The organism is Acidobacteriota bacterium, from assembly GCA_016700075.1.
Classification (GTDB): Bacteria; Acidobacteriota; Blastocatellia; order Pyrinomonadales; family Pyrinomonadaceae; genus OLB17.
In genome coordinates this window covers 3,127,213-3,140,115 of sequence record CP065000.1, presented here as the reverse complement: position 1 = coordinate 3,140,115, position 12,903 = coordinate 3,127,213, and the positions used below count along the sequence as shown (strand labels likewise).

General features: G+C 50.9%; 9 protein-coding genes and 1 tRNA gene. 5 read left to right on the top strand and 5 right to left on the bottom strand.

The features are described 5' to 3' along the window. Positions 1-288: 288 nt before the first annotated feature. Positions 289-1,134 (bottom strand): VWA domain-containing protein, encoded by an 846-nt coding sequence (locus tag IPM50_14220; GenBank protein QQS32790.1) that lies wholly within the window; start codon positions 1,132-1,134, stop codon positions 289-291. A 1,485-nt stretch (positions 1,135-2,619) separates the two neighbouring features. After that, the gene (locus tag IPM50_14215; GenBank protein QQS32789.1) at positions 2,620-2,910 is read right to left on the bottom strand and encodes a helix-turn-helix transcriptional regulator; all 291 of its coding nucleotides are present in this window, start codon (positions 2,908-2,910) and stop codon (positions 2,620-2,622) included. A gap of 261 nt (positions 2,911-3,171) precedes the next feature. Between IPM50_14215 and IPM50_14210 the strand changes: the two genes are divergently transcribed. Then, positions 3,172-4,209 (top strand): (2Fe-2S)-binding protein, encoded by a 1,038-nt coding sequence (locus tag IPM50_14210; GenBank protein QQS32788.1) that lies wholly within the window; start codon positions 3,172-3,174, stop codon positions 4,207-4,209. A gap of 125 nt (positions 4,210-4,334) precedes the next feature. After that, positions 4,335-5,228, top strand: coding sequence for an EamA family transporter (locus IPM50_14205; protein QQS32787.1), 894 nt, complete (start codon positions 4,335-4,337; stop codon positions 5,226-5,228). A 303-nt stretch (positions 5,229-5,531) separates the two neighbouring features. On the opposite strand, the gene IPM50_14200 is transcribed toward IPM50_14205, so the two are convergent. Continuing rightward, positions 5,532-6,344, bottom strand: coding sequence for a PorT family protein (locus tag IPM50_14200; protein ID QQS32786.1), 813 nt, complete (start codon positions 6,342-6,344; stop codon positions 5,532-5,534). Positions 6,345-6,868: 524 nt separating this feature from the next. Here IPM50_14200 and IPM50_14195 point away from each other — a divergent pair. Beyond that, positions 6,869-8,806, top strand: a complete 1,938-nt coding sequence (locus IPM50_14195) for a glycogen debranching enzyme family protein (protein QQS32785.1) — start codon at positions 6,869-6,871, stop codon at positions 8,804-8,806. 31 nt (positions 8,807-8,837) lie between these two features. On the opposite strand, the gene IPM50_14190 is transcribed toward IPM50_14195, so the two are convergent. Beyond that, positions 8,838-8,913, bottom strand: a tRNA-Phe gene (locus tag IPM50_14190). A 118-nt stretch (positions 8,914-9,031) separates the two neighbouring features. Here IPM50_14190 and IPM50_14185 point away from each other — a divergent pair. Next, positions 9,032-9,391: a hypothetical protein gene (locus IPM50_14185; protein QQS32784.1), complete on the top strand. Its 360-nt coding sequence runs from the start codon at positions 9,032-9,034 to the stop codon at positions 9,389-9,391. Positions 9,392-9,429: 38 nt separating this feature from the next. Here the strand turns inward: IPM50_14185 and recA are convergent, their stop codons facing one another. Then, the gene (gene recA / locus IPM50_14180) at positions 9,430-10,437 is read right to left on the bottom strand and encodes a recombinase RecA (GenBank protein QQS32783.1); all 1,008 of its coding nucleotides are present in this window, start codon (positions 10,435-10,437) and stop codon (positions 9,430-9,432) included. Between the two features lie 243 nt (positions 10,438-10,680). On the opposite strand from recA, the gene IPM50_14175 reads away from it, so the two are divergent. Then, a complete protein-coding gene (locus tag IPM50_14175) occupies positions 10,681-12,873 on the top strand; it encodes a serine/threonine protein kinase (protein QQS32782.1) in 2,193 nt (730 codons plus the stop codon). Positions 12,874-12,903: the final 30 nt, after the last annotated feature.

Sequence of the window (12,903 nt, the reverse complement as noted above, 5' to 3'; positions counted from 1 at the left end):
GCGTGGCAATAGATGTGTTTTTCTCAGCCGGCAGCGAGTGTGTTCCCGCACCTCTTACGCAACAATTCCTGTCCCTGATTCTCAAAAATCCCCGTCTTTTCAGCACTTTCGCCTCCAAGACGCAACAGACCGCAAAGTCCGAAACTTTAGATATTATGAATTTCAGAGAATCGTGTCAAGTTGAAGTTCGCCGCTTATCTTGAAAATCGCTTTTAATAATTGTATCGCACTTTGGATAGTTAGAGTAGGAGAAAGGGTGGAATGAATCACGAATTTTGAATTTCGGAACTACCTCCTTCCAAAAGAGAAAAAATACCCATTCTTCGATCTTACAGCGACCTCGGCACGACCCACCCTGACTGTGATCCTACGGTGTTCACCAGGCCTTCCATCACCTCGTGGGTAATATCCGAGATTATATTGCCCACAAAGTTCATTCACTATCTTTTCAAAAACTTCATCAAGACTAGTGATTTTTTCGATATTGTAGTATCGCCCACCAGATAGTTGAGGCAGTTTTTGCATATAAGTAGTCGCGTTTTCAAGTGCCTGGTGGAACTTTTTTTGACTAATTCCACGTGGCGGCGACGAATTAAAATAACGAAACTGAACCGTGTAAATAGTCGCATCGCCTTCTTCAGCGTCACGCAAATTTCCACTTGCAGATGCGTACGTCCCATCACCGGCACCGTCGGAAAAAACTACTACTGATTTCCTTCCCTTTATCTTCCTAACAGCTTTCAGCACGTCATGCACGCCATCGTAAATTCTCGTGAAATGGCTGTCGACTCTCGGTTTCACCTGGATACTTCTTTGTAACGTCGAGACCTTTGTGGGCTTTATTAATACATTTGTGAAATCGGCGAAGGATGCAACTGCCACTTGGTCGTCCGGGCGCAGTTGGCGGACGAACGTGTTTATGGCTTCGTTGACGGATGTCACGTGCTTGGTCATCGACCCGCTCATGTCGACCAAAAAATAAATGGTGATCGGAAGTGATGTCGACTCGAACAGTTCAATTTCTTGCTGGATTCCGTCTTCAAATATTCTAAAATCATCCTGTTTCAAGTCCGATACGAACCTACCATCTCGGTCAATCACCGATACGGGAACAATCACAATATTGGTATTCACTCGAAGAGGTGGTTCTGACTGGGAGTATATAGTTAGAGAAAAAAGAAGAACAAGCGCGGAAGCAATTACAGTAATGGGGAAAATCACAGCAGGCTCCAATCGATTGCGGTCTACACACATCAGTTGGTTAGTAGAATTAAACCAGTTTGCCCGACAGGCGCCGCAACTCCGATATTTACACAATAATCGCAAATGTGATGTATGGTAGTTACCTAAAAACGGCACCTGATACAGTCCCAAGCATAACGGCATTATAATGATTTCCGTCTACAAACATTGAAGAGGTCCCTGACCTGGGCCGCCACTTCCGTAACAATTTTGGTTATCAGGATCTGGACAAACGACGCAGCCATTTTCATAACCAATACGATTGCATATTTCAGAATACCCATTATGAGCACCGTTCGCGGGTATCGCAATCTTCGATTCCACCGACGACAACGCAATGTAATCCAAATTGGAGATTGCAACTGGGGTTGTACGAAAAACTACCCTGGGAGCAATATATTGAATGCTGAGAACAACTGTTCCATTCCTGTGCACAACCAATTACGCAAGAAGTACAATCTTGATCATTGATTTCGCACGCTTCCTCACATGCGTCGTTGCAAATCTCCCAGTATCTGTCGCAGTCTTGCTGGCACGGACCTGCTACGACAATAGCATCCGCGGCGGAAGCCTTTTCATCGAAAAGGAATACGCCCAGTGCAGCTAGTCCAACAGTTAACATCGTCAATCTAATTAGAATATTTTGCATGTCATTTTCTCCTTTTCGTACGTAACGTTCTTAGCGAACAAGAACTGCATTAAAGCCAATCAAAAATTGTAGACAATACCTCGGGTTCTTTTTCAGGAGGTATTTTCCCGACCCACGTTTTTTGTACAATCCCCGTTGAATCGACTAGCAGTAAGGACGGCGTCCCCTTCACCATCAATTCGGCTGGGCTGGCCGATACCACAGCATCAACCGTTATCTCGTTCTAGATGAGGAATTGTTTTGCTTCGTTAGTTTCCTGCGGAAACACGGCCAAAATTCTTAGCTTGGAAGAATCGTCATTTTGGGCCACGATTCTCCGATAAAACGTAGAACTTTCGGTGCAGAACCTGCAATTCGCCGAAAGAACGAGGAGAAGATTTCTATCACTTTTGCCCCAGTCGAGACCACTAAAAGCCAAACGACTCCCAGGCTTTATGAAGTCACTCCTTCCCGGGCTCGGCTTTATCGGTCGATCGAAATTACGTTGAAATACAAAGACTCCTAGTAGGGCTACAACTAGCACTATGGCTAGATTAGATGCTATTTCAAGAATCTTCCGAAATCGTTCCATTGATAAAACCAACCGAACGTGAATCTTAATTAAATCGCTAGATGTTCAATGAGAATTGAAATTAGACCAGTTTCCGACTCCCTAAAGTCTTCACGAAACCGTTGATAAATTCAACGATTATTTAGTGAGCATTTCCAACATTACCTGTCGAAAACGATCATTTGCTTCGGATTGGCGATAATGACTGGTGAATTTCTGACTGTTGGTTGCGAAATTCCGTTGGGGTTGAGCCAAATTTGTTCTTGAATTCAGTCGTGAAATGGCTCGTGCTTCTAAAGCCGATTTGGAACGCGACCTCTTTTATGTGCAAAAAACATTCAGGTTCTGAAAGCAGCACTCTCGCCCTTTTGAGTCTAAGTTCATTTAGATATGCAGCCGGACTGGTACCTATCGATTGTTTAAATAACCGTTGAAAATGCGGCACCGACATTCTGACTTCGGTGGCCATCGATTCGACGGTCCATTCTCTAGACATCGAACTCCTAAGCAATTGTGTGATGTGAAAGACGCGTCGATCCATAGTGACCATAGAAAGACTTCGTATGTTTGGAATCCGGTTATATAATCCCCCCCCCCTCATTTTGTCAATGTTTTTTTTCGCAATGGGGTCTAATAACAATCGTGATTGGCAACTTTCGCACGATGTGTTACAATTTGTAAGTTTGAGAGTTGGCGGATTTCTGAACCGCCGTTCAAGACCAAATAATAGATGACAGAATTCGAGGCGTCTCTTTCACACCACTCTGAGAACGTATGGCTGACTGCGGTTGACGAGCTGCTGCCGTCGATACACGAGGTCGATCGCAACGCTGTGCAGGTGTGGTTTCGTTTTTATCCGCTCGGGCTGCAAGAGTTTCTTGCAGAAAACGGTGCGACTGAAGAAACGCTACGCAGAATCGCGATGCAGGGCGAATACAGCCTAGCCACGCAGATAGACACGTCGCATCATTTCCTATACGGCCACCGTTACTGGAAAAAGGTGAAGTGCGTTATCGAAAAAATGGCCGATGAAATGGCCGAGGAACCTGCTTCACTTGTCGATCTGATCAAATCAGTATCGATCGAGGCCGCAGAAAAGCTCGGCGTCGAACGCAAGCTCGTCAACGCCATCGCCGCGGTCGGCCTGATGACGCTGAATCAGGTCGGCCTGGACGCTTTCAAAGCAGCTTCGGGCGAGGTCGCAGAGCCGAAAGGGCTAATGGCAAAAAGCCCCGACGCCATCGTCGCCGAGCGTGCGAAAGACGACAGCCAGGGCCTGCTAGGCTTTCTCCGCACCGTCGATAAACAATTCTCCGTCAACCATTCGGCGCTGAATTACACCGGCAAATTCACCATCATCAACGACGAAGAGATCGTAACCGCATCGCAAAAGGACCATTCGCAAAATTGGCAAGCATCGGACGCCCGCTGTTGGGAAGGGCCCGTGCCGATCGAATGCACATCGGCAAGCTGCGGCACTTGCTGGGTCGGCGTGCTCGCCGGCGAAGAAAAACTCACGCCGCCGCCCGCACGCGAACGTCGCCAAATGAAAGTTTTCGGCTATAACCAGCCCGTAGGCGATCATCCGTTTCTCCGCCTCGCCTGCCAGGCCCGTGCCGAAGGCAACGTTCATATCGTCATTCCGCCCTGGAACGCAGTCTTTGGCAAGAAGGTTTACGGCAACGTCGAGGAGGTAGAGCTGGAACCCGTAACGACATCTGCCAAGAAGCTCCGCGAGGTCGTCAAAGAAGCGACCTCCGGCGAATAATTGCTGGCCGCGAATAACACGAAGATCACGACAAAGGCACCATATCGGTCCAATTGATTCGTGGTCTTCGTGTTATTCGCGGCTAACTTCCCTTCCGTTCGCCTTTGCGTCTCGGCGGCTTTGCGTTGAAAATTCTTTTAATGGAAAAGCGTCTGCAGGCAATTCCCCCGGTGATGCTCGTCGTTATCGCAGTGTTCCTCTGGAGCACCGGCGGCCTTTTCATCAAGCTCACTTCCCTCGACGCGTATCAGGTCACGTTCTTTCGATCGCTCTTCGCGGGAATAACGGTCCTTTTGATCACACGCCGCGACGGCCTGCGAATAAACGGCTTCGGCATTTTCTGCACACTCATTTATTCCACGCTGCTTTTCCTTTTCGTCTGGGCGACCAAACAAACGACCGCCGCTAACGCGATCTTCCTGCAGTACACGGCCCCGATCTACATCCTCGTCCTTGCACCGTTCGTTATCGGCGAAAAGTTCCGCCTCCGGGACCTCGCAACCGTGATCTTCTGCATTGCGGGAATGTCGCTGTTCTTCGTCGGCGACCTGTCGGCAGGCGATATTGCGGGCAACATTGCCGCACTCGGCTCGGGAGTGTTTTTAGGCCTCTATATCTTGCTGCTGCGTCACCCGAAAGCCCTCGGCCTTAGCGGCACGGTCACGGTCATCTACGGCAACTTCCTGCTCGCTATCGTCACGCTGCCGAGCGGCATCGCCGCGATTCCGACCATAACTTTGCTGGATCTTTTCGCCGTTCTGTTTCTCGGCGTTCTGCAGATCGGTATCGCGTACATCCTGTTCATCAAAGGCGTCCGCGGCGGCACACGCCCGCTCGACGCCTCGATCATCGGCTTTGTCGAACCCCTGCTTAATCCGGTTTGGGTCTTTGTCTTCATCGGCGAACGCCCGTCGCAATGGGCGATCCTCGGCGGCGCAATAATAATCATCACCGTCCTCGCCCACACGCTAGCACAATACCGCTTCAAGTCAGAACCACCTTCGGTAGTGGGTGGTTGAACGCGGCTTAGGGTCCTGTCCGTTGGAGAAGGAGGCCGCTAGGTTAGCAAGGGCTAAACCGAACTGTCAGAACCACCTGCGATAGCGGGTGGTTTTACGCTCGACCGCGGACTGCATGCCTGCATCTTGGAAACAATTACCTAGAATTGCCGTCGGCTTCAGCCGACGGTTCACATGCACAATTGAGAATTGGGCTTTGGCCCAACATTTCATTTGGGCTGAGGCCCGAATGTCGGGAGAAACAAAAAACCCCGCTCCGAAGAGCGGGGCAATTCCGCCGGACCGCAGTTAGTCTCAGATCAACTACCTTCCGCGTACCTTGAACGCATACCCGAACGAAAACAGCAGATAACCCGTTCTGCTCTTGCCGTCGGTCGCAGTATTTTTCTGCAGCGTTCGGAATCCGTAGGCGGCCCTCGCATCAACAAAGAAATAGTTCTTGCCGACTGGGAACTGAATGCCGCCGCCGCCGGTCAATCCCACATTGAAACGATTAAGGCTGTCAGTTACATCGGTATCCGCGTCCCAAGTGATCGGCGGGAAAAATATTGTGCCTTCCGGATTGCCTGTTGTTGCCGTCGGAGGCCCCGGAATTTGGAACGGCGTGCCGTTCCGGTCAATATAGAGCGGGCTGGTGCCGCGTGTTTCCTGCGTGGCTTTCAGCAAAAAGCCGGCATACGGCCCGCCGTTCACATATACACGCGGCCCGTCACGCTTTTGCGTGTATTTGAAAAGTACGGGTATCTCCAAATAATTGAGCTTCGCGGTGTTGCTGAAGTTGCCGTAATAATACTGCCCCGGCGGTGGCGGCAGTCCCGGTATCGGACGCGTCACGGGCTGAATGCCTTCGCGTTTTCCGCCTTGCGGTGCAAAATTAACTTCGGTTTGCACCGAAAACCTCGGCGAGACCCTGTATTCTACATAGCCGCCGAAATTGTACGCGGTTCGCGACTTGTAATCCCGTGTTACCTCGTTGTCGCCGCCGCCGACCAGATTCGGCGTGCTGACGCCGCCCTTAAACCCGATGTGAACCTCGCCCTCGTCCTGAGCATTCGCCCCGACGATCAGCAACGCACCTAATATCAATATCCGTGCAAAACCGTATGTATATTTCATGTAAAATTCCTCCGCTAAGACCATACATAAAAACGCCGCCGGAACAAAACAGCGGCACGGCCCCATGCCCGTCGGACCAAAGGCAATTTCTCAGCACCTTTGCCGGGAACGCGGGCATCCATGCCCGCATCCGCTCGTCGGACCGCGAGCCAACGTTGCACAAGCCTGCGCGTAAGCAATGGCGAAAGCGAGTCGCGGGGCTGCTATCCTTTTGGCACAATTCGGGGACGATGCCCCCTTCCGGACTGTCAAACCCTATACTGAATTGATCTATCAGCGTTCAAAAGTCGGCCGGGCTTTGCTCTTCTTTTCAACACAAATACAAGAGGGTCAGGAAGGGGGCAACGCCCCCGCCCAACCGCATTGAACTCAGCCTCGTTTCGGCACGCAATCTTCGCCGTCTGATATTGTTTCACCTCAGTTTGACGGCATTTCTACGGGTTGCTGTCGTCCCGTTTTGCGATACGTGTTTGAATTGCCTGCTCAATTTGCTCTTGCACAGCCTCTACGGCGAAAATGGTTTTGTGATCGATCTAAAATTCGAAGCCCCTTCGTTCGATGCTGTGCTCGAAAAAGAATGGCTAGAAACCAACGGACTCGGCGGTTATGCGTCATCGACCGTCTGCGGTGCGAACACCCGCCGCTATCACGGCCTGCTTGTTGCTGCGGCTGATCCGCCCGTCGGCCGCGTTGTTCTGCTCTCTAAGTTCGAAGAAACGCTCCATATCGGCGATGAGAGGTTTGATCTTAGTACCAACCTTTGGCCCGACGCCGTCGAGCCCAAAGGCTTTGTTTTTCTGCGTGAGTTCCGCCTTGATCCTTTTCCAATATGGACATTTGAGGCAGGCGGCATGCGGCTCGAACGTACGCTTTTTATGCCGCACGGCTCGAATGCCGTTGTCGTGAGCTGGAAGATCATTGACCGCGGTGATCCCGCAGCTGATGTTATTCAACTTTCAGTACGCCCGCTTCTCGCGTTCCGCGATTTTCATTATTTGCGGCATCAGGAGGCTGAGTTTGCAGTTGAAATTCGCAAAGATCACGCCGAGATATCGTTGGGTGAAATGCCGACTACTTATCTGAACCACAACGCGTCAAATACCGAAGTAACAAGCCATTGGTATCGAAATTTCGACTATCCGATCGAGTCGGAACGCGGCTTTGATCACAGCGAGAACCTGTATCAGCCGTTTGAACTGAGCTTTTCGCTTGCGAAACCCGCGGTCGTGATCGCCGCAACCGAGAAGATGCCCGTTCGTGATGCCGAAAAGCTCCGAAAAGCCGAGATCAAACGCCGTGCACGCCTAGTTGCGGTTTCGGGAGCTAAGGACGAGTTTACAACTCAGCTCGTATTGGCCGCGGAACAGTTCATCGTAAAACGCGGAAGCGGAAGCTCCATAATTGCGGGCTATCATTGGTTTTCTGATTGGGGCCGCGATACGATGATCGCTCTTCCCGGACTCACGCTCGCTACACGGCGTTTTGATGTCGCTAAGGAAATTCTCCTCGAATATTCCCGCCACGTTTCGCAGGGAATGCTGCCTAACCGTTTCCCCGATGAAGGCGAAACCCCCGATTACAATACTGTCGACGCGACGCTGTGGTACTTCGAAGCTGTGCGGGCATACGCAGAGGCCGCAAACGATGAGAAATTCGTCGAGGACGAGCTTTATGAGGTGCTTTTGGGCATCGTTCGATGGCACATCAAAGGCACCCGATTCGGCATTCATGTTGATACCGATGGATTGCTCTACGCAGGCGACAACGATTCCCAACTGACTTGGATGGACGCCAAGGCAGGCGATTTCGCCTTCACACCACGTATCGGTAAACCCGTGGAAATACAGGCGTTATGGTTCAACGCCCTGTCCATTATGGCAGGCTTTGCGGAAAGATTTGGAGACGCCGAGAACCTGACACGCTTTTGCGAAATGGCCGCTATGGCAAAGGCGAGCTTTAACGGTCAATTTTGGAACGCAACCGAAGAATGCCTCTATGATGTCGTCAACGGCGCCGGAAAGGATGCTGCCGTCAGGCCAAATCAGATATTCGCCATCAGTCTGCCGTTTTCGATGCTCGATAACGAGAAGGCCCGAAAGGTCGTCGATAAGGTCGAGAATGAGTTGTTGACGCCATGTGGACTGCGTTCGCTGTCACCAAAAGATCCAAATTACGTGGGCATTTACAAAGGAACACCATTCGAACGAGATTCGGCATATCACCAAGGCACGGTTTGGGCCTGGCTAATCGGGCATTTTGTCGATGCATATCGAAAAACACATTCATCGGACGCAGTCGCAGAACTTAGGATCAAAGAGTTTTGGAAGGGCTTTGAACAGCATTTGACCACTAGCATGTTAGGACAGATATCTGAGATATTTGACGGCGATAAACCGCATGATGCAAGAGGCTGCGCTGCTCAGGCGTGGAGTGTTGCAGAGGTATTGCGGGCAACAAAATAGGGCTGCGAACTAGTCGGCAGCCCTGCGATTTTGGTGGCCAGGGACGGGATCGAACCGCCGACACGCGGATTTTCAGTCCGCTGCTCTACCAACTGAGCTACCTGGCCAAAATTTGCGATGACATCCAAGCCAACGCGAACTTAATACTCTAAAGAAGCGATTTTTACTTGTCAAATCACAACTCTTACTGTGATGCAAAATGCCATTTTTGCTAAAATTATAGTCATGACCAAGATCATTATAATGACCGTATCCGTGCTCCTGACAATTGCCTGTAGTGGAACGGATCCTGCGAAGAACTTAAATTCCCCGGCAGGAAATGCTGCGGGAAATTCGAATGTCGGAGTGCTGCCTCCCGGAATGACACCGGAGCTTATCGAGATCCAAGAGGTTCAGCCGCCCCAGGTAGTTACAATGGAGAAAGGACAGCCGAACGAAAAATCCACACCCGGGATCCCGGGCCCTGAGGAACTGAAAAAGCCATTTAAGCCGGGTTCTAAGCCGACACCGGGCATCCCCGACGAGAAGACCGTGAAGAAAATGCTCTCGGACACTGCCTCAAACTCGAATGTAGTTAAGCAGTGAGGATCAACACGAAGCTTTTGATGGCCGTATTAGGCCGACTAGCCCGAAACTGCGGCGTCGGCCTTTACAAATCCTAATCGAACCTTCACATCACTTTCGATGCGTTCCAGAAGCTCGGGCCTTTCTTTGAGCAGATTCTTTACGTTGTCACGGCCTTGGCCCAGCCGTTCGCCCGCATATGAGAACCATGCCCCCGACTTTTCTACGATATTGTTGGCAACTGCAAGATCGAGAAGATCGCCCTCTCTAGAGATACCTTCACCGTACATAATGTCGAATTCAGCTTCACGAAAGGGCGGAGCGCATTTATTCTTGACAACTTTTACGCGTGTTCTGTTGCCCACTACCTTATCTCCGTCCTTGATCGCGCCGATCCGGCGAATATCCAGTCGAACGCTTGCATAAAACTTCAATGCTTTGCCGCCCGTTGTCGTTTCCGGGGACCCAAAGAAGACGCCGATCTTCTCGCGAAGTTGGTTGATGAAGACGAAACATGTCCGAGAATTTGACACTATCGCGGTGATCTTTCTCAAAGCTTGCGACATTAGCCGCGCCTGAAGGCCGGGCAAACTGTCGCCCATTTCGCCGTCGAGTTCGGCCCGCGGAACTAGGGCCGCAACTGAATCGATGACGATAACATCAACACTGTTGGACCGCACCAACGTCTCGGCGATCTCCAAAGCTTGTTCACCCGAATCCGGCTGCGAGATCAACATATCATCGATATTGACCCCGAGCTTTTGTGCATACTCAGGATCCATAGCGTGCTCAGCGTCGATATAAGCACAGACACCGCCTGTTTTCTGTGCAGAAGCTACCACTTGCAGAGCGAGCGTGGTTTTTCCGGAACTTTCCGGGCCATACACCTCGACTATTCTGCCCCTAGGAAATCCGCCAACCCCGATAGCTGCGTCCAAGCTGAGGCAATTTGTTGAGATCGCTCCGATGTCTTCGTGCGGCCTTTCACCAAGTCTCATTATCGAGCCTTTGCCAAATTTCTTTTCGATCTGTTGTAATGCCGATTCTATTGCTTTGCTCTTGTCCATAATCAAGGGATCCTCCCGACCCAACGCTCTAACAGAATGTCATTTCGACCTACGGAAGTATAGCACAGTGTTTCATGTATAATACAACCCCAAGGCATACGATAGCGTAGAACACTGCATTTTTCGCGTTTGATCGGTAGAAGTTTATTACATATCTATGCTTTCACAAAACAATGGTCCCTCGTTGGGCGTAATTACTTGCGCTGGCAGCAACATACAGGATAGATTTGCAGTTACCGGCAAATGAAAGATACGTCTTACACAGGCCAGACGCTTGACTCTAAATACCAGATCGACCGCGAACTCGGACGCGGCGGCATGGGAACGGTCTATCTTGCAACACATCTTGGCACTGAGCGCCCTGTCGCCGTTAAGATCATCTCGCGTGAGTATATGCGTCGGCCGGAATTCGTAGAGCGGTTTCGACGCGAGGCAAGAGCCGCCGGGCGTCTAAGACACCCGAACGTGGTAGACGTGACGGATTTTGGATTCGCCAACAGTAATGACGGCGAGGTCGCATACCTCGTCATGGAATACTTGGATGGCTGCACACTGGGCGAAATACTCGACGAGGAAAAAAACCTGCCGGTAGGATGGACGTTGGACATCATTGAGCAGGTTTGTTCAGCGGTTCACGAGGCTCATCAGCAAGGAATTATCCATAGAGATCTAAAGCCCGATAACATTTGGCTCGAGCCCAATCAGCGTGGCGGATATACGGTCAAAGTACTTGATTTCGGTATCGCAAAACTCGAAGAGCAGTCAGATCTGGAGCCGAACGGAGAAACGCCGCAGATCTATCGCCGTTCAACACATACGGTTTTCGAGGGGCCGAATATCACCTTTGACGACAGTGAGTTGAACGATACGGTGGCGTTGGGAACAGACGTTACTGCCTTTCCTAAGGCTATGCCGCTCGGTGAAACCAGGCCCGCCGAAAATTCAGAGGGTGAGACCGCGATCTTTTCTAAGACATCCGATAACAAGGAAAAGCTGGGCCCAAATGTAGTAGATGAGGCTTCCTCCGGGCACCCGCAAGTTGTTTCAGGTTCGCCTGACGGCCATTCGTTATTGGAAGGAAAGGGTTCTGCAGAACTTACCAGAGCCGGTGCCGTGCTTGGAACCCCGCTTTACATGTCACCGGAGCAGTGTCGGGGGGACAGACTCGATGCGAGATCCGATATTTACAGCCTGGGCGTGATCGCATACCAAATGCTGTCGGGATCAACACCGTTCGAGGGTGATTACAAAGCGGTGATGCATGCTCACCAATTTGAACAGCCCAAGCCGCTCACATCTAAAAAGGTCCGTCGAAAAATGCGGCAGGTCATCCACAACGCACTGGAAAAAGATCTAGAACTGCGACCTGAAAGTGCGGAAGCTTTTGCAAGTGAGCTGCGGTCGCGCTCAGAAGGCCTTTTCGGACTGCTTCGCAGGGCACTGGTTATCTACAGCGAGCATCTGCCGAAGTTTTTGCTCCTAACCTCCTTTTTTCAACTGCCTTCGATCATTCTTACTGTGTTGATGTTAACGCTCTCGTTCTTGAAGATCAGCGAGACGATCAGCGAGACCTCATCTAACGTTGCACTCGGAATTGCGGGTTTTGCGCTGACTGTCCTTAGCATGCTCTGCACCTATTTGAACTTGGGAACCATTACGTGGATCGTGACCCAGTACCTTTCGATCCCGTTGCGGCCTGTCAGGCTGCGGCCCGCACTCCGCGAAACGCGACTTCGCTGGAAAGCTCTATTCGGGACAGGGCTGCTAAGTACTCTAGGCACGATCGTGATCGGTGCTCTGACTTGTGGAATTGGGTTTCTGGTACTAAGTGTGGCTTGGACACTTGTCGGCCCGGTTGTGATGATGGAACGCCTCAAAGGCTGGGCAGCCCTGAAAAGGTCCCAGACGCTGGTACGCCGCTCTATGATGACCGCGTCCGGTGTAGTCTTGATGCTCTTTTTGATTCCTGCAATAGTTGCCGGAACCATTTCCGCGGTAGTTAATATTTCCGCCCGTGCGTTCGATCCAAAGTCAACCCCGCCGGCTATAAGCGTGAGTGAAGGAGAAAATAGCCCCTCGTCGGCAAAAAGCACTAAGGATGAGAAAAATGAGGGTAGTTTCAACATCAACATCGGTCCTCAGCGGACTATCAAGGTGAACGGTGGTGCGGATATGCGTGACCAGTTAAAAACAACGCTGCTGGAATCGCTGATCCAGATCTTGTGGATGCCAGTTCAAATACTAGTTCTTTCGTTTTCTGCGATCATTGTGGCTTTGCTATACGTCAAGACAAGGTTGGCCGGAGGCGAGTCGATGAACGATCTAATCGAACGTTTTGAGGACGATGGGCGTCCAAGAAAGCGTTGGCAGGAAAGGGTGCGGCAACGCCTCATCCAGTCTGGCAGAGTTTCCGGGAGATCGTCCACCTCCGACTGAATAATGGCTTTTTCTCACAGACATATTCTG

What these genes read in the sequence shown, in the direction of transcription:
- IPM50_14185 (QQS32784.1), top strand. Translation starts at nt 9,032, where the DNA reads ATGACCAAGATCATTATAATGACCGTATCCGTGCTCCTGACAATTGCC.
- recA (QQS32783.1), bottom strand. Translation starts at nt 10,437, where the DNA reads ATGGACAAGAGCAAAGCAATAGAATCGGCATTACAACAGATCGAAAAG.
- IPM50_14200 (QQS32786.1), bottom strand. Translation starts at nt 6,344, where the DNA reads ATGAAATATACATACGGTTTTGCACGGATATTGATATTAGGTGCGTTG.
- IPM50_14210 (QQS32788.1), top strand. Translation starts at nt 3,172, where the DNA reads ATGACAGAATTCGAGGCGTCTCTTTCACACCACTCTGAGAACGTATGG.
- IPM50_14175 (QQS32782.1), top strand. Translation starts at nt 10,681, where the DNA reads ATGAAAGATACGTCTTACACAGGCCAGACGCTTGACTCTAAATACCAG.
- IPM50_14215 (QQS32789.1), bottom strand. Translation starts at nt 2,910, where the DNA reads ATGGCCACCGAAGTCAGAATGTCGGTGCCGCATTTTCAACGGTTATTT.